The following is an 18,867-nucleotide window of genomic DNA, read 5'->3' on the forward strand; positions in this document are numbered from 1 at the left end:
AAAATCCGGTAATTGGGATGATTCTATTTTCTTTGTATCTATTGTGACATCTATGTCTTTAATACCCGTGCCTAAATCTTGCATAAGTGTTATAACGGCATTTTTCATCTGAGGATTAGAATTCATTTGATAAAGTGAATAATTCATCCAATTATTTTGATTTAATGGATTATAAACCACCAGTTCCTCAACAAAGAATCTGTATGCGTCTATAATTTCACTAACATTACTAAAATTAGCCGCACAAGAAAGAAGTAAACGATTAGGTTTCAACACATCATTGCACGTTGCCAATTTCCCGACAAATTTTCTTCCTGTACTAAAACCTTTATCGGAACGTTCAAATATTTTTGTTTGTCTTCCTTTGGGAACATAATACAAATACTCATCAGTTACAAGAAATTCTTTGAGAGTAAAACCGTACATATACCGAATTCCTTTAGTAACAAATTGAATTGAATATGAACTTTCACTACCGCTAGAGCTAAGTTTATGTGGATTCTGCCTAATTCCTTGTCCAATCTGATGATTAATACTGTTCATCACAAGATTCTTCACGAAAATAATAGCATCTATAAAATTACTTTTCCCTGAACCATTAGCTCCGTATATCAACGCAGAGCGAAGTACATTGTATTTTCCAAACGGGATTAATTTTTCTTTATGTGTATCATCAGTTCCTGCAAGTGCAGAAAACAAAATCTCTTTCTGTATAGATTTATGATTTGAACAAGAAAATTCTAATAGCATTGCAGTTATCCTCACAAAGTCAGCTATGATATATGATACCACGCTTAAATTCTTTTACAAGCCAAATTTGAGATTTTTTTGCAATTTTATTATTTATAATGCATGTTTTATCCTTTTAAAATTAAATATTTTATCTAAATCAAAGTTAAGGTCTAGTTAATTTTCTTTCTGCTCACCAAATAGCCACTCAACCACATTCCCGAAAATAAATCCGCTCAAAATCGCCCTTCACGTTCAGTAGATAGCAGAAGGTAACGATTTATGAATACACAAAACACCAATTTACCCACCGCTCCTGCGGATGATGAAATGCTGAACGACATCCGGTACTCGAAAGCGCAACAAGTTGCAGAGTCCCCCCCTTACCTTGACGTTCATCTCAAAACTACGATATGTAACACTTAATCGCAAAAAAAAACTCCGGATAACCTGCTGGTAATCCGGAGTCTGACGTTATTCCTGAAACGATGTTTCAGTTTTATTCGAAGATTTCCTCGGGAACAAGCTCAGCCACGTCATCAAGTTTTGCCGTGGAGATAAGTCTCTTCGGAGACAGATGATCATACCTGATTTCTCCCACGCCGATAAATCTGCGTTCAGAATCATCACCGAGGCTTACGTAAATTCTGATTGGCTGCAGGTCACTGGTAAGCATGTTTACCGGAGTAACCTTTATGCGCTTGCCCATCATAATGTCCTTCCCCTGAACCTCGTCAAGAACGATTTCGGGAAGAGCGGACACGGCCGTATCAACCGGAAGAAGCAGACTGTCAAGAACGGAAAAGGCGGTCTGGCCTTCGCTGTGAGCCCTGTCCACAATCGCATTCAGATCCTCAAAGCTTACCATGCGCTCCACCGGATAGGTACTGACACGGGTTCTGTTCAGGCGTACCACGTGGGCACCGCAGCCCAGAATTTCTCCCAGATCGTCAATCAGACTTCTGATATAAGTGCCCTTTGAACAGCTCACCTTCATGCGTATGTCAAAGATATCACCTTCCGCCCTGTCAAAATCCTCATCCTCAATTGAAAAACTGTAGATGGTGATGGTTCTGGCCTCACGGGGAATATCTATCCCCTTACGGGCATATTCATAGTAAGGACGGCCCTGATACTTGAGTGCCGAATAGATACTCGGTACCTGCTCTATTGTTCCCGTAAGTTTTGCCATGGCCTCAAGAAGAACAGCCTTTGTGAAGGAGACCGGAGATGAACTCACCAGTTCACCTTCAGCATCACTCGTTGTGGTTCTCTGACCGAATCTTGCCGTAACCTCGTACTCCTTGTCGGAATCCAGGAGGAACTGGGCAAATTTTGTGGCCTCTCCGAGACAGATTGGCAGCATGCCGGTTGCGAGAGGATCCAGTGCACCGGTGTGTCCTGCCTTCTGAGCATGAAAGATGCCCCTGATTCGAATCATGGCATCGTTTGAAGTGATTCCCTGCGGCTTGTTTAACAGCAGTATTCCGCTGACATCACGCTTACTTCGTCGTGGCATTTTGTTTTTTCTTTATTCCTCTTCTTCAAGATTTTCCGTATTCACCTGAGCATCTGCAGGAGTGCTTTCCTCTTCGGTTCCGAATTTCCTGCTTAAAGCTCTGTCGTGAGCAATGGTTGAGGTAATAAGACTTGAAAGTCTCATACCGGTATCAAGTGACTTATCATGATAAAAAGCAATCTCAGGAACAATTCTCAGCTTCATCAGCCGGCCTATCTGACCTCTGAAAAAGCCCTTGGCCCTGTTAAGAACCTTAATTGCCTGATTTACTTCAGATTCATCACTGTTTAAATTCAGAAAGGTAACGTAAACCTTGGCGTAAGACAGGTCACCTGACACCCTTACGTCGCTTACGGTAGCCATTTTTACACGCGGATCCTTGAATTCACGCTGCAACAGTACGGCTATTTCCCTTTTCATCTGCTGAGCCACGCGATCCGCACGACTAAATTCCTTTGCCATTAAGACGTATTTTCCTCTGAGATATACTCCGTTAACGGGTAAGTGGCGAAGCGGCACTGCAACTTCGCCACATTCATACCCCGTTAGTCCAGAGTACGTTTAATTTCAATGTTTTCGAATACTTCGATCTGGTCACCTTCGCGAACATCGTTGTAGTTCTTTACGCCGATACCGCATTCAAAGCCGTTGGTAACTTCACTTACGTCATCCTTGAAGCGACGGAGGGAATCAAGTTCACCTTCGAAGATTACCACGTTGTCACGAAGCACGCGGATAGGAGCAGAACGCTTGATGAGACCTTCAGTTACCATACAGCCTGCAATCTGACCGAACTTAGGATGCTTGAATACCTGACGTACTTCAGCCATACCGATGATCTGCTGCTTGATTTCGGAACCGAGCAGACCGCTCATTGCCTGCTTAACCTCATCAATCAGATCGTAGATTACGCTGTAGTAGCGGACATCGATACTGTTGGATTCAATTACCTTGCGGGCAGCATTGTCCGGACGTACGTTAAAGCCCAGAATGATTGCTGATGAAGCAGCTGCCAGGGTGGCATCAGTTTCGGTAATACCGCCGACGGCACCGTAGATGATGTTAACCTTAACTTCATCGGTGGACAGCTTGATGAGGGAATCACTGATTGCTTCAACGGAACCCTGAACGTCAGCCTTGAGCACAATGCTGAGTTCTGAAGCGGTACCTTCCTTGAACATGTTATCAAGTTTGGCCTTGCGCTGACGGGCAATCTTGATTTCCCTGAACTTACCCTGACGGTAGTTGGCAACTTCACGTGCCTTCTTTTCGTCTCTTACAACGGTAGCTTCGTCACCTGCAACAGGAACGCCGCTTAAGCCGAGAATTTCCACCGGAATTGAAGGACCTGCTGATTCTACGTTTCTGCCGAGTTCATCCTTCATTGCACGAACCTTACCGTACTCCAGACCGCAGAGCACGATGTCGCCGACATGGAGGGTACCCTGCTTAATGAGTACTGACGCAACCGGACCGCGGCCCTTATCGAGACGAGATTCGATAACAACGCCTGATGCCATGCCTTCGTATACGGCCTTGAGTTCAAGAACTTCAGCCTGAAGAATAATGGCGTCAAGAAGTTCGTCGATACCCTGACCTGTCTTGGCTGAAACACGTACGAACTGGGTGTCGCCGCCCATTTCTTCGGAAACAATTCCGTGACGGAGAAGTTCGTTGATTACACGGGTTGGATCAGCTGCAGGCTTATCAATCTTGTTGATGGCAACAACGATAGGTACGTTACCTGCCTTGGCATGCTGAATAGCTTCGATGGTCTGAGGCATAACACCGTCATCGGCTGCAACTACCAGAACCACGATATCGGTAGCGGCTGCACCGCGGGCACGCATTGCGGTAAATGCGGCATGACCCGGAGTATCGAGGAAGGTGATGGTTTCACCCTTGTTGGTCTGTACGTGATAAGCACCGATGTGCTGGGTAATACCGCCTGCTTCACCTGAAGCAACCTTGGTCTTACGGATGTAGTCCAGAAGCGAGGTCTTACCGTGGTCAACGTGACCCATGATGGTTACTACAGGAGCTCTCGGCTCTGCATTGTTGGTAACGTCACGGTCATTGAGAAGTTCTTCTTCAAGTTCGTTTTCCTTGCGGACAACAACCTTGTGACCCATTTCTTCGGCAACGAGGGTTGCGGCTTCCTGGTCTATAACCTGATTGATGGTTACCATTTCACCGAGCTTCATGAATACCTTGATCACTTCGGAGGCCTTTACCGCCATCTTCTGTGCAAGTTCAGCCACGGTGATGGTTTCACCGATAACGATATCTCTGGTTACCGGAGCAACAGGCTTGTTGAATGCATGCATCTGCTGGTTGAGTTTTGCACTGCCCTTGAACTTCTTCTGATGCTTTGCATTCTTCTTGCTGGACATCTTGTCGTCGTGTTCGTCTTCGGAACGTGCGCCCTTGGCTGAACGCATCTTTGAACCGGAAGACTTACGGCGGTTTCTGTTTTCCTCTTCACGATCCTGTTCTTCTTCAGCTTCCTTTACGTAACGTGAAGTTGAATCGTCATCAATGGAATCCTCCATTGCCTGACGGGCAGCGTCTTCTTCATCCCAGCGTTTCTGGTTTTCTTCTACTTCCCTTGCCGCAGCTTCAGCCGCACGGCGTGATTCTTCCTCAAGCTTACGCAGGGCTTCCTGTTCCTGAGCCTTGCGGAGTTCCAGAGCTTCGGCTTCCTTCTTGCGCTTGGCTTCCTTCTCGGCGGAATTGTCTGCCGTCTTCTTCTTGGCTTCCGCTTCGGCCTTTCTGCGCTGTTCTTCCTTCTTCTTTGCTTCGGCTTCAGCCTTCTGGCGTGCTTCCTCTTCCTTTCTTCTGGCTTCGGCTTCAGCCTTCTGACGTGCTTCCTCTTCCTTTCTCTTTGCTTCCTCTTCTTCTCTCATCAGCATTTCATTTGCGGACGGAGCGGAACGCTTAACCACGATTTCGGAAGAAGATGCCCCGGTTCTTACGCTGCTCTTTCCGCTTGACTTGCGGCTAAGACGGGATAACTTCTTGCCTTCTTCTTTATTTTTCTCTTCTGTCATATATTCTTTCACTTTAATTTATATGGTTAACACCAGACCCGCGCATAATTTTTGAAAGTCCTCCGTGCCCGCCTCCGGGACTGAACCGGTGTTCTCGGATTATACCTGCCGGTTTAAACTGTCCAATCAATTAATAACATCTTTACCTGTCAGATATTGTTAACCGGTCGTACGGACTTTCACGGTTATGCCTTGGCAGGAAAACACTGACTGCATTCCTGCCGGATCAAACACTTACTTCTGTTCAAGTTCATCAAGATTCCAGGCTATGTTACGAGCCTTGATAATCAGATTACCTGCCTTTTCCTTATCAAATCCAGGAAGATCCAGAAGGTCGTCGGTTGCACATTCGGCCAGATCGTCAAGAGTTGCGATTTCCTTGCCTGCAAGTGCGCGGACGGTGGCATTGTCAACGCCGTCAAGATTGATTAAAGCTGAATCAACCTGCTTTCCTGAAGGAGTTGAAACATTCTTAAGAGCATCTCTTGCAACCTTCTGAAGTTCCGCAACCAGTTCGTCATCGAGGCCGTCAACATCCTGCATGATTACCTTCGGATCTGAGAAGGCTACCAGTTCGATGGTGTCAAAACGTGCATCAATGAGAGCCTGAGCGAAGTCTGAATCGATGTTCAGGATATCACCGAAACTGTTAACCAGACGGTTCTTTTCCTCATGCTGCTTGTTTTCAAGAGCATCAACGGTCATTACGTTAATGCGCCAGCCGTCACCGATAAGTGCGGAGGCAAGTCTTACGTTCTGGCCGTTTGAACCGATGGCCTTGGCATACTTTCTTTCGTCATTGTCAACACCGATCTGAACGAGCTTCTTGTCCTTATCGATGATGGCCTGCTTAACTTCGGCAGGTTCCATGGCGTTAATTACGTATTTTGAAATATCGTCATCGTAAATGATGATGTCAATGTTTTCCTGACAGAGTTCGTTTGAAACGTTCTTGATTCTTGAACCCTTCATACCGATGCATGCGCCCTTAGGATCAATGCGACGATCCTTGGCTCTGATGGATACCTTGGCTCTGAAGCCCGGATCACGTACAACATTAACGATTTCAAGCTGACCTTCACCGATTTCAGGAACTTCAGTGGTAAGGAGTTCTCTGAGGAAATCGGAGCTGGTACGGCTCACTTCAAGCTGAGGTCCCTTACCGTCAGTCTTGATTGGAAGCAGAATACCTCTTACACGGTCACCTGGACGGAATGAATCACGAGGAAGCATGTTCTGACGACGGAGGCTGGCGATGGCGCCGTTACCGAGGTCAAGGGTGATGTCGCCGCGTGAAACGTGCTTAACGATACCGATTACCAGTCTGCCAACGCTGTCGGCGAACTCGTCAACAACCTGCTGACGTTCTGCTTCACGAATCTTCTGCTGGAGAACCTGCTTTACGGTGGTAGCGGTAATGCGGTCATCAAGGATGTTGGCTACCTTGGCCATGTCATCGTCAATCTTGTCGCATACGTAATCACCTGCAACCGCATTCTCATCATCAAGTCTTGCAGCCTCAAGGGTAATTTCGCGGGTTGGGTTTGCGAGCTGACCTTCGGTATCAACAATGAGATAGCGTCTTAACACGGTGTAGTCACCGGTCTTGCGATCAATCTCAACCTTGATGTCCGGATCAAGGTTTTCAAACTTCTTCTTAATCGCGATGGCGAGAGCTCCTTCCAGAGCATTAAAAACCTTATCACGATCAATCTGCTTTTCATTTGAAACAGTATCAACAATTGCTAAAATTTCTTTTGACATTTCACTATTTCCCAAAAAATTAAAATTATTTTCAAACTTTTCATCCCGAGGAATACGCCTCGGGAAACAAAACCCTTATCCCCGGCGGGTATCTCAGATTACCGGAATCAGCTGAGCCTTTGAAACGTTCGGCCAGGCTATTTCGTAAACGTCATTGTCCACCTTAAGGAACAGCAAATCTCCGTCCACCTTCTCAAGGATCCCCCTGAAACGGCGTCTGTTGGCAATCGGCATGCTCACCTCGACATTCATTTCCCTGCCGGTGTATGCGCATACCTGGTCAAAGGTAAACAGATAACGGTCAAGTCCCGGAGATGAAACTTCAAGGAAGTAAGGATGATTGAACAGATCCTCAACGTCCATGATGCCGTTGAGTTCAAGTGACACGTTGGTGCAGTCGTCAATGGTCACGCCGCCGTCCTTTTTGTCAATAAAGATCTGTAATGTGGTACGCTTAGGGTTGTTAATGAGTTTCACACCCCAAAGTTCAATGCCTTTTTCCTCAAGTACCGGAGCTACCAGCTCTGCCACTCTCTGTTCTATTGTTGCCAAAGAAAACTCCTATCCGTAATCTCGTTTGCGGGAATTTTTCACATAAATCGTGAGCAGGTCACATTTATGCGCCGACGGGCTGAACCGTCGATATTCCGTGTTATGTTTTACATATATTTTTGACGATGTTTTTATATTAAAAACATATACAAAAATACCAAAATTAGATATTTTTAGTTTCGTATGTATATAAAAAAAGCTCCGGACTCTTTTGACCGGAGCTTTCTCGATCATAAACTGTCAGCGCCCGGAATCCGCGGTTTCCGTATAGGGAAACCAATGGCGGAAATCCGTCACCGCAGATGATTATACTATTCAGTCATAAATTATTCAACAAAATATTACGGAGCCCGACGTCTTTTCACTTTCCGGCATCGGACTTTATCAGCTCACTGATTTTTCCCTTTGACAGAAGATCCCGACGCAGTTCAGCCAGAGTGATGACCTTAGGACTTATGCCGAGAGGTCTTACGGCCTTTACCGTCATGTAACCAAGTCTGGTTGAGTAGATTCCGGCGGCAACTCCCTGCCCCAAAGATGCGCTGAGTTTTCCGGCAATTCCGGCGCCGATAACGTCAACTGCGGCATCGGTTGCGAGATCAGTCATGCCGATGAGAATAAGGTTTCTCGCCACTCGGCGGTAAAGCTGCATTCTGCCCCATACACCGGCCCGCAGACCGTATATCTCGGAGATCTCCCTTATCATTCTCAGGGATCTTGCAAGAGTCAGAAACATGTCAAGCCAGGCCACGGGACTGAGAGCCACGATAACGCCGTTTTCCCTGGAGCGTTTTACAATAACCTTCTTGGCCCGTTCATCCATTTCCCTTAGCACATGGTGCTCATAGAGTTCAAAAACCTCCGCCGGGGTAAAATGCGGCTGCAGTCTTTTTGAGAAATTCTCCCAGCCTTTTCCGCCGAGAACCTTAGAATCCCCGGCAAGCTCCCTGCAGATTTTTACCGCCCCGTCAAAGGAGCCTGAAGCACATGCGTGAAGCACCTCCTCACGATGCTCATCCACCTGCTTGAACAGCAGCACCGAACTGAACTCGCGGTATATGCAGAAAAGTGACATTACGAACGCCGCAATGAAAACGGCACTCCAGAACATCCCGGTGACGGATCCCGTGGCAAAGGCGGAATCAATCACGGCATAGGTCTGAAGACCTCCGTAGCAAAGCAGGAGAAGCATTATCCAGAGAACCGGACTTGACCAGAACCTCACGGGAGTCACGGGATCATCATCCTCATCAGGCCCCGCAATAGTGGTTGACCCCGACATGACGTCACCGTCAGTCTCAACCTCGGTAAGCTCTCCGGCAGAGGCATTGAGCGTAAACCCCTTAATCATGTCCCCTGTCCCGGGCTTCACGTCGGTTCCCTCCAGGCCTTTTCCGTTCAGTTCGTCGGATGAAAAAACATCACGAAGCTCACCGCCGGTTCCGAGCTCGAACCCCTGTTTCATTTCTTTTTCAATATCACTGCTCATTATCAATCACTGTCCACTGCTGACTTATGCCTCAAATACCTGCCGTCCCGGAATAAAGGGACTTACCGGAAACGGACTACATCTTATCCCCCAGAATGTACTGAAGCAGCACATCCATGTTAATCCCCGGAATAGGTTCTCCTGGATTAAGCTTCGGAGGTCTGAGCTCACGCATCTTAAAATACTTCTGGAAAAACTCCATTCCCTCGCGCGACCATCCGGACGGAATGCTTCCCGGGAAAAACGGAGGTTCGTCATCGTAATCGGTTTTAAGAACCTGAACCTTTTTTCCCTCATGTTCCGCATACATGCATTTTGCAGCCTTTATGGCGGAAAGAATCATGAACTCGCAGTTTGAACCGTCAGCCCTGACTCTGGATGCCGCCTGCTTTACCATGGAATGAAGGAGGCTCAGAAGGTTTGCGTACTGATCCATGGTTACGGTGTCCGCCTTGGTGGCTGCAAATATAACCCTGTCAATCTTCGGCGAAAACAGTCTGCCGAGAATACTGCTGCCGCCATAGCTGAAATTCTCCATCAGCACGTCAAAGGTCTCATTGATGTCCATAAAGGTTTCACGCCCGCCCATCAGAGCCCTGAGACAGTCAATCAGAATTACCTGCCTGTCCAGTCCGGAAAAGCATTCGCGATAGAATTTTCTGACGACCTTCTCACGGTATGCGTCATAGCGTTCCTCCATGGTACGGTACAGAGAGCCCTCACCGCAGCCATCAGGAAGATCCCATACCCAGGGAACAAATTCAAGAATCGGAGCTCCCTCGAGGTCTCCCGGCAGCACGAAGCGCCCCGGTACCACCATGGCAAATCCCTTGTCCTTGCTTTCTCTTAACCAGTCCGTGTAAAGACGGACAACATGATGCAGATCATTAACGTTCACGGGAGCATCAGCCTTAAGCTGAGCACCGGCCTTGAGCCATGATGACACGTCGGTAACCGCGGAAAGGGTCGCCGTTCTTTTTCTTATTCTGTCACTGAATTCTGCATAGCTCAGCTTCAGAAGCATCAGATCCATGAGCCATTCACCCGGATAATCCCAGATGTCTATGTAAAGTCTGCCCTTTCTGGAAAAGGAAAGCAGATCCTTTTTCTCATATACGAGTTCAAGTCTGATTTCACTGATTCCCGATGTAGGCTCCGGCCATGCCGGCGTTTCGGCAAACAGGGAATCACAGGCCCTGAGATAAGGAAAGGCAGCAACCTTGAGATCCCTTGGCCTTGCCAGTCCGCCGTAGGATATGTTCTTCGCCTCATAGGCCGTAAACCGCGGAAGTCTTTCGGCGGTACCGACCTCACCGAATGTTGAAAGAATGTTGACAAGCGAGGTTATGAATGCAGTCTTGCCGCCACGGGACAGTCCCGTGACGCCAAGGCGGATTTCCCTGTCCATCATCAGGTTTATGCCCCTGCCGACGGCTCCCGTCAAATCATCAATAATACCCATGGCCGCATATTCATCCGTAAATAAAAAAACGACTGCCTTTTCCCGTACCAAAGCCCGAAGAATAAGGCTCCCTTGATAAAGTATATCCCAAAAACACCGTTAAAAAATCCGAAGCCCCGCTAAATTTGGGGATTCCGGAGTAAAAGGTCTCAGAAAAGCAGGCCTTTTACTCCGGGCGTACTCCCTCGGATAATGTCCACAAATATGACAGAACCGGAGCGCAAACGTTCATTCTGCCGAACATCAGTGCGACAAAACCCGACATATTGCGCAAAGTCCCTCATTTTTGCGGATTCAGCGGGCACCAAACCCCGCAAACATGATATAATCAGTGCTTGCTTTCTGATAAAAGTCTTACGTTAAGGATGGGGATTATGGCACGTCACACTTCTATTTTCTTAAACATGCAGGATTATAGAGAACAGGTGCCTGAAAGCCAGCGCTTTCACCTTTCCGACGTTCAGGATCCAGGATTTCTGCCGTCAGCCTTTAAAAAACGTATTTCTAAGCTTGAGGATGACGTGGCGGTACAGAGTTCACTGTCCACGGATCTGGAATCCCTTTTCATTGTCCTCGACCTGAGGCTCAAAGATCTCGAACAGCTTCCACTTCCCGGAATCTACCGAGAACTCAGAACCGTGCTCAAAACCCAGGCAAGAATCGAAATAGCCCCTCCCGGAAACATAACCGAAATTTCCCGTGACACCAAATTCCGCATCTGTCCGTGCTTTGACCTGAACAGGGATCCGGACATCGTATCCGCACGACAGAACCAGGGGGCCGTAAATCTCGGACGAATTCTGGAAAACCGCATCAGAATCGCCTCGGACAAGATAAACAATTTTGCCGTCAGCCTTCACGTGTTTGAATCACTCTTTCTGGTAAATCCTCCGGGAACCGTTCTCAACACGGAACAGCGTTACTTCCTTCAGAACTTCATTGAAAAAGAAAGCTTCCCCGCAGATACCCAGCGCTATCTGCAGAGCTGCTTTTCACAGATCATTGACCTGCCGCCGCAGGTCAATGATCTGTCTCCGGAAAACGCCTACCTGAAACCGCTCAGAAACCCGGACGTTCTTAACAGATATCTGGAGATCATAAGCGGCATGGCCGCCCTTTCTGAAAAGAAAACGGATTTTACTAAATCACCACATGCCGAAAGGCTTACCGAGCTTACAAAACGTGCACGGCTCAAAAACAGCACCTCTGCGGAAATCGGGACTGAAAGTACCCGTGAAAAGGCTCTGAGCTTCATTCTCAGAAAAGAAATAATGACTGAGGACGTGTTCAGCGACTTCATTCCTGCCGAAGCGGTTAAAAACGGAAGCGGCGTAAAATCAGTCTACGGATCAGGAAAGGAAAAAATCGGAAAGCATCTTGAGAATGCCAGAAGATACTTTACGGACAACGGCTACGCAGACAGCACCATGCTGACCTTCCGGACCGGACGTGACGTAGCGGTCATAGGCGGACTTGCGGTGGACGACGCCAACGTTTACGTGGCAAAGAGTCCCGTGCTGGCGGAAAAAAGGCACTGGGATTTTGCCGTAAATGCCGAACCTTTCGCCAAGCAGATAATGCCTGACGGCGCAGGTCGGGTAATGCGTCAGATTTCCGCAGCCGAAAACGAGGACGGCCTCAAGCATCTTGCCATGATTCTGAACCGAACTCCCAACATTCCCCTCCGTAATGACCAGCTTTACGTAATCGGTGCGGGGCTTGAATACCGCCTCTTTGTTGAGGACGTGCTTTTCGGAAGGCTTACCGACGCGGAACGCATCAAGACATTCATCATGGCCGTAAACTGGTTCCGCTCTGCGATGAGAGCCAATGACAGTACCTCATACGACCTCAGGGGAAGTCTCGACTACCTCGGAAGCTTCATCGCCGCATTCGCCTTCCTCAATGAGGACAAGATATACGAATCTCATCTTTCAATGATTCACGTGTTTCCCGAATGCCGGGATTTTGCGCTTTACAGCCTGTCGGCAATGCACATGAACGGCTCGCTTACTCCGGAAAACGCACTGCCGTTCATATTCAGCGGCTTCATTCTGTCCAATCCGGCATACAATCTCAACATCCGCATTCAGGGTGACGCCAGACCTGTCCTCTACAGTCATGCAAAAAAAATCTTTGAAAGAATGATACGGACGGATCCGGAGCTTCCCGCAAAGCTTCTCGGCGGACTCGTCTTTACCGATGGAATTGCCGAAATGAAGGATCGGTATCCGAGCCTCAGTTCCTACAAAAACAAGGTTATTGCTCCGCTTCTGCCTCCTGCCGTTACCCTGGCGGCCGGTGCACAGGAACGTATAAACCGCATAGTCACGGCCATAAAGAAGGAACAGGAGAATTTCCTGACCTATCTGGGCAGTGCGGGAAGCAATGTATGCAATGACCTCGTATACCGCATATACGAGCACAGTCTTTCCGGTGAGGACAGACTTCCGGAAGGACTCAGAAATTTCCGCAAATCACTGCTTAACTCAGGAAGAAACTCATTCTCGGGAATAAGACAGCTGTTCAATCTGAACATCTCATATCACAGCTGTTGCGCCCAGATTATTTCTGAATGCGCTTCAGTTCTTAATGTCACCATATTCCCAAACTTCGATTTCGAATCAGGAGACCTGGTGGTAAATCTGTTCGACTATGTAACATTCGGCGAACAGAAGCTTGAAACTCATCCGTACAACAGACGCCTCATTCTGCCGTACCGCATAATTCTCAACACCTGCACAGGCTTTAAAACCATAAAGCTCGTTCACGAATTCTTCTGCGGCGTTCTTGCCAGAAAGCAGCTGAAGGAACTGCAGGACTACAGTGACAGCCAGCTTAAGGATCTGCAGACATACATCGACCGCATTACGGAGATTAAGATGAGTACCAATCTCCGCTGCCGTTTCAGGAGCGTTTCGGAAAAGAACAGATACGAATTCGACGGTCTTCAGAAGGTGCTGTTCCGCTCACTTTTCAGAATTCTCATCACGGGTGGAGAAACGGAGCAGCTCAGCAGGATAGTTCACGGCCTTAACCGACAGCTCACGGAACCCGTAATTGACGAAAAGGATCTGAACGGCAGGATGTTCACCGCATCCCGGAGCAGCTGTTTCGGCGGACTTCCGGATCACGATGAACTGGTTCCAAAGGTCAACTCGCCGGATAATCTGGACATGGATTTAATCAGCAGGACAGCCAGCGAAACCAGAAAGGTTCAGGAAATACTTGCTCCTATCTTTGAGGAGAACGAACCGGAATACTCTGCAGCCGGGAATACCAAACAGGACAGCGGCGCGGAGGGTTCATCACCTGCGGTGAATGTCACCGCATCCGGTGGCAGTGAAACATCTGCACAGACGCCGTCAGATACAGATACTGACGACGGCGCCCTTGGATTGCTGGCTCCGGAATACCGCTCACTCCTCAAGCGTCTGCTTCAGGTGGGCGAATTCAGCATGAGTGACTTTAAGAGCTTCTGTTCAGAAAAGAAACTCATGGCTTCAGGAGCAATGGAGGTTATAAACAGCTGGGCTCTGGAACAGTTCGGATGTACCATTATTGAAGAGGATGAACCGATGTTCTTTGACAGGGAACTTCTGACAGAGCTTCTGTAAAAACCTGAAGGATTCAGAAAGCGACGCTCATCCCGCCGTAATCCCGTTTTCTTTTTCCGGGGGCAGGACCTAGTGTCCCTGCCCGTTTGATTTTTTCGGATCAGACAGACATTACCTCGAGAAATCCGGTAAATATCTGAAAATCTCCTTGCCTTTAGTGCTAGAATTACGCATCCGGGATGCAGCCATAAAGCTCTTCCGTCACATGCTTTTTACGTCACTAGTCACTAAAAGGAGCCGTTCCATGAAATGCCCGTTCTGCAAAGCCGAAATCCCCGACAATGCCAGATTCTGTACAAGGTGCGGAAGAAATCTTCCCCGCCGTGACAGAAGCAAAAATGAAGGTCACTCCCCTGACGGAACCTTCATGAACGGAGGAAACGGTACGGGAAGCAATGAACAGCAGGCTGCGGATTCACGTGAAGGCTTCGGTAACGAAAACCGCAGTGAGAAAACAGACTTTTCCGGAACGGCAGGATCTTCCGGAGCCGGTGCAGGTTTTTCCGGATACGGTCAGACATCCGGCTCCGCCGGGGACAATTCCGGAAACGGAACAGAATTCAGCGGATATGCGAAGGGAGTGAACCGCGGCTTTCAGAGACCAAAGGTTGATCCTCAGCTTGCAGATGCCATTAAGGGTATTGATACGATGAACGTAATGCAGATTGTCTGTCTGGCATTAACGTTCATTCCTTTTCTCAATATGTTCGGCGGTCTGCTGTTACTGGTTATACTAATCATGTCCTTCAGTCTGACCTCCAGAGTAGAACGGGTTTTTGACAGATTCGCTTATCCTCAGTATGCTGCCATTGCCTCAGGTGTCAGAACCAAGTGCATTTTCATACTGTCCATGATTCCTCTTTTCGTCATAGACATTCTGCTTCTGTCAATCGGATTTGCCACCGACAACGAGACTCTTGCAATAGCAGGAGGAATAGGCGTGAGCATTCTCAGTGTCATGAGCATCGTGACATTTATCTTCCAGGTGATATGCTTCTGCCGACTCTACACGGTAAAAAACGCACTGGAACAGCTTTCACTGGGGAACAAACTGCCTGAAAAACCTTCTTATGGAGGGGCGGCGGTAATAATCGTGATTGCCGCACTTTTCGTAATTCTTTTCATCGTCGGCATACTCGCAGCCATATTAATTCCTGCGTATACGGAGTATACCAAGCACGTAAAAACTCATGATGTTTCCCTAAGCTCTGAATTTTCAGGATTTTCCACCCCGCTGAATGTTTTGAAAATATCAAAGCAGGAAGTAAATTCCGGTCTGAACCAATTCAGCGAGATTGTTCTTATCGGTGAAGAGGTAAAAAAAGAAGCTTAGAAATGAGCAGACGGACATTGAAAGTCACTGCAGAAATATCCGTCTGAACTATCCCGATTACCCCGGTAACCGTCCACTGACATCTTCCGTATGGACAGGATAAGAAAAGGCGGTGCTGATCGGTCTGTTACCGACAGTTCCTCGTGCGGAACAAAGGTTTTGTACTGATACAAGCCAGCACCGGCACCGCCATATGTCACTTCAGTCACACACTGATACGGATTTTCACAAAAAATCAACACCGATGTTAGAATTGCAACCATCACCGGACAGTATAACTCTGTCATGTTTTTCCATTTCTTCATTCTAACATACAACGAAAGATGAGCTCTCAATGATATGTCCTTTCTGTAAGGCTGAAATACCCGACAACGCCAAATTCTGCACAAGCTGCGGCAGAATCGTACCGCACACCGATCGGATGCAGAATACCGAACAAAACTTCTCCGCAGATGGCAATTTCGCCAATCAGGAATATAAATCGTCTCAGAACAACGGATCCGATCCTGATCTTGCCGAGGTCATTAAACGCCTCAATAGCATGAACGTACTGCAGATAATATGTCTGGTACTCCTGTTTATTCCGTTTCTCAATATCATTGGCGGTGTAATCTTTCTGGTTATTCTCATCATGTCACTGGGGCTTACAAACAAGGTCAGTGCCGTATTCAGTAAATACGGATATCCGATGTACGCAAAAATTACTGACGGTGTGAGATCAAAATGCATCTTCATGCTCGCATGTATGCTAATAACGACTATCATGAGCTTTATGGTTTCAGTAATTGATTTTTCCAAGGGACAGGACTTTGCCATATATGTTCTTATCGGATTTTTCCTGATTTTATTCGGGATGGCAATACTCTTTACGATATATGAGGTATACTGCTTCTGCCGTCTGTACACCGTCAAAAACGCTCTTGAAATGATTTCTATCGGCAACCGTCTTCCTGAAAAACCGGGATCCGGAGCAGCCATTATCGCAATCGTACTGGTTCTGTTCTTTTTTGCCATTACCATTCTAGGCATCATAGCCGCCATAGCACTGCCGGCCTATGCCAGATACATGGAACGGGCAAGATTTGGCGAGGTTGCTGCCGCTGCGAATGGAGTAATGAGGCAGGCTGAACTCTGTGTCGCGGAATTCGGAGAAAACGACATTGCAGGCAGATGCGATAATACCCGGGCAGTTCAGGGATCAGGCTGGGCTCTCCTTGCTCCAAAGGATTACCGCACAAAATATGTTGATTCCATCAGTGTAAGTGCAGTAAATGCCGACAGCAGCCGAAGCGGACATGCGGAAATCACGGTTACATCACACGGTGTTCCACTTCATTTCAAAGGCCGAAATGCTGATATTACAATAATCGGAACCGTAGTGAACGATCGTGTCACCTGGAATGTTTCTCCGGATTCTTCATGTAAACATCTTAATCTCTGTTAATCGGCAGAGTTCCCGTTAATGGAAGGTAACGGTACACGTGTACCGTTACCTTTTTTGTTATAACTTCGTCATAAAGTTCATTCAGATTCAGGATACAACCAGAGAGTGCAGAAATTTACGCCGCACGGATTGATTCATCCTTTATTCCGGCCATGCATGCCGTTCTGCCTCTGATTTCAGTTTTTTCCGTCGTCATCCATGGTTCTGCTGAAATAATTGTACACGAAGCAGGCTCCGAGAAGGATGATTCCCGCAGCCATGAAGGCCAGAGCCTTGGTGAGATCTCCCCTGTAGGAGATGTCCACGAGAAGAAGCTTCATGACGCACAGCATACATGCCACAAGACCCGACCTGCGCATGGCCACGTTATTGAAACGGAATCCCGCAAAAAGCAGAACTGTGGCTCCAAGAAGCCATGAAATCGTAAGCACCACGCCGTGATGAATACCGAAAACAGCCTCGGCCACATAGATAAAGACAAAAAACTTCAGGACGCAGTAATATGTCTTAAACAGTCTGAGACTGCCGCTGCGGAACATCATCGGCACTGTCAGGAAATAAAACAGTGTCGCACATAAAAGACCGGAAAGACGGTGAACACTGTCTTCGCACAGTATTATACAGGTCGTGCATACGATCCCCGTGAATGAGATTACGTAAAAAAACTTTCTCAGAATAAAACCTGCGGTATGGGCATCCGGGATGACAAAGTCGTGAGTATCCGGAGACAGGCGTGATCTTTGCGCATAATCGTCTGAAAATTCCTCAAAACGTAATAAGGTCAGAACCAGCAGACCTACCCCGCAGCCGGTCATAAAAAGCATTATGTTCCACGGCTTTCCGGCAAGGGCCCCCAGCCCCGCCAAAACACTGCCAAAAGTTCCCGTAAGAATCATCGTAAGACACAGTCTCCCGAATAAAGGCATGACATGTCTTCCGACATTATCCGAATCGGTATTTACGAAAAATGATTCACTCATTGTGCCGACGGAGCCGGAAATCCCGCTGCCGCTGAGGTGCGTCACGTCATCTGCCGAAACGGAAGTCCTTCTCCACTTAAATAAAAGAAATCCTCCGTATATGAGCAGCAGTACGCAATAAGGCAAATTTCCGGAGCCCTCATGCGTCATTAGCGAAGATACCACCCTGGAACCAGCCGTAACAGACGGAAGCGAAAGTGCTGCAGCCATCGTAAATCCAATGGCATACGGAACCAGAAAAGCCGGGAAATAAATCCATCCGTCTGTTATTTCACCATTCCTGAAACAGGCAGATGAAATACAGATCATAACCGGTATGGTAATGATTACCGCATAAACAGCATATCCCTGCAAGCCAAAGGAAAGAGCAAGAGTCATGAATACGGCTGAAAGCATCGCTGAAGCACTCATTGTCCAGTCATTTCTGACGAGGCCGGCAGCAGTTCCGAAAATCACCGGCAGAAGCATTGCCCACGGTGTATGAGAAAACGAATTGAACCCTGCAAGAACAACGGTAACCGTCATTATCGACAGGAAATACGGCATATAAGCTTCTTTCTTTCCTTTATGCGTGAATTGTGCGAGCATGCAGACCGTTGCATATGACGCAAAATTGAAGAATATACGTACATTCTCCGTAAAACCGGTGTAGTAGACCAGATACACGAGAAGGATGGCCGCAAGCATATACAGAGGACGCTTAAGAACAGCTGCCATAACGGCATATGCCGGAAGCACCGCCCACCATATCACGGGGAAATTACCGACTTCGTACGAAGACTTTAATTCTCCGTTCATCACCCCAGCGATGAAATTAAGCACCTGAAATCCGTCAGTTACGTGAAAAACCCAAAAGGCGAGGAGCAGCATAAAAGTAGCCGAACGCAGAATGATGGTGTTTTCCCTGAACCAGAGAAGAAGCAGCGGG

Annotated in this window: 12 protein-coding genes; 3 read left to right on the forward strand and 9 right to left on the reverse strand. The window is 47.6% G+C overall.

Going from position 1 to position 18,867, the window contains the following annotated elements:
* The 8 genes from QZU58_RS07815 to QZU58_RS07850 form a co-directional block, all read right to left on the reverse strand.
* A partial coding sequence (locus QZU58_RS07815; RefSeq protein ID WP_294495934.1) for an AAA family ATPase occupies nucleotides 1–750 on the reverse strand: 750 nt, incomplete at its 3' end.
* 478 nt (nucleotides 751–1,228) lie between these two features.
* Nucleotides 1,229–2,248: a tRNA pseudouridine(55) synthase TruB gene (gene truB, locus QZU58_RS07820; RefSeq protein WP_294495935.1), complete on the reverse strand. Its 1,020-nt coding sequence runs from the start codon at nucleotides 2,246–2,248 to the stop codon at nucleotides 1,229–1,231.
* A 12-nt stretch (nucleotides 2,249–2,260) separates the two neighbouring features.
* Nucleotides 2,261–2,710, reverse strand: coding sequence for a 30S ribosome-binding factor RbfA (gene rbfA / locus QZU58_RS07825; protein ID WP_294495936.1), 450 nt, complete (start codon nucleotides 2,708–2,710; stop codon nucleotides 2,261–2,263).
* Nucleotides 2,711–2,793: 83 nt separating this feature from the next.
* Nucleotides 2,794–5,298: a translation initiation factor IF-2 gene (infB, locus tag QZU58_RS07830; RefSeq protein WP_294495937.1), complete on the reverse strand. Its 2,505-nt coding sequence runs from the start codon at nucleotides 5,296–5,298 to the stop codon at nucleotides 2,794–2,796.
* 234 nt (nucleotides 5,299–5,532) lie between these two features.
* The gene (gene nusA, locus QZU58_RS07835) at nucleotides 5,533–7,062 is read right to left on the reverse strand and encodes a transcription termination factor NusA (RefSeq protein ID WP_294463111.1); all 1,530 of its coding nucleotides are present in this window, start codon (nucleotides 7,060–7,062) and stop codon (nucleotides 5,533–5,535) included.
* Nucleotides 7,063–7,155: 93 nt separating this feature from the next.
* Nucleotides 7,156–7,614, reverse strand: a complete 459-nt coding sequence (gene rimP, locus QZU58_RS07840) for a ribosome maturation factor RimP (protein ID WP_294463108.1) — start codon at nucleotides 7,612–7,614, stop codon at nucleotides 7,156–7,158.
* A gap of 361 nt (nucleotides 7,615–7,975) precedes the next feature.
* On the reverse strand, nucleotides 7,976–9,103 hold the full coding sequence (locus tag QZU58_RS07845) for a YcjF family protein (protein WP_294495938.1): 1,128 nt from the start codon (nucleotides 9,101–9,103) through the stop codon (nucleotides 7,976–7,978).
* Nucleotides 9,104–9,179: 76 nt separating this feature from the next.
* Nucleotides 9,180–10,565, reverse strand: a complete 1,386-nt coding sequence (locus QZU58_RS07850) for a YcjX family protein (RefSeq protein ID WP_294495939.1) — start codon at nucleotides 10,563–10,565, stop codon at nucleotides 9,180–9,182.
* Between the two features lie 374 nt (nucleotides 10,566–10,939).
* Here QZU58_RS07850 and QZU58_RS07855 point away from each other — a divergent pair, with 374 nt between their 5' ends.
* The 3 genes from QZU58_RS07855 to QZU58_RS07865 all read left to right on the forward strand — a co-directional run bounded on the left by QZU58_RS07855 (nucleotide 10,940) and on the right by QZU58_RS07865 (nucleotide 16,959).
* A complete protein-coding gene (locus QZU58_RS07855) occupies nucleotides 10,940–14,182 on the forward strand; it encodes a tellurite resistance TerB C-terminal domain-containing protein (RefSeq protein ID WP_294495940.1) in 3,243 nt (1,080 codons plus the stop codon).
* 244 nt (nucleotides 14,183–14,426) lie between these two features.
* Nucleotides 14,427–15,515, forward strand: a complete 1,089-nt coding sequence (locus QZU58_RS07860) for a zinc-ribbon domain-containing protein (protein WP_294495941.1) — start codon at nucleotides 14,427–14,429, stop codon at nucleotides 15,513–15,515.
* 334 nt (nucleotides 15,516–15,849) lie between these two features.
* A complete protein-coding gene (locus QZU58_RS07865; protein WP_294495942.1) occupies nucleotides 15,850–16,959 on the forward strand; it encodes a zinc-ribbon domain-containing protein in 1,110 nt (369 codons plus the stop codon).
* Between the two features lie 176 nt (nucleotides 16,960–17,135).
* Here QZU58_RS07865 and QZU58_RS07870 read toward each other — a convergent pair.
* On the reverse strand, nucleotides 17,136–18,867 hold a 1,732-nt coding region (locus QZU58_RS07870; protein WP_294495943.1), incomplete at its 5' end, for a DUF2339 domain-containing protein.

Source organism: uncultured Ruminobacter sp. (genome assembly GCA_902764345.1).
In the GTDB taxonomy this organism is placed as follows: Bacteria; Pseudomonadota; Gammaproteobacteria; order Enterobacterales; family Succinivibrionaceae; genus Ruminobacter.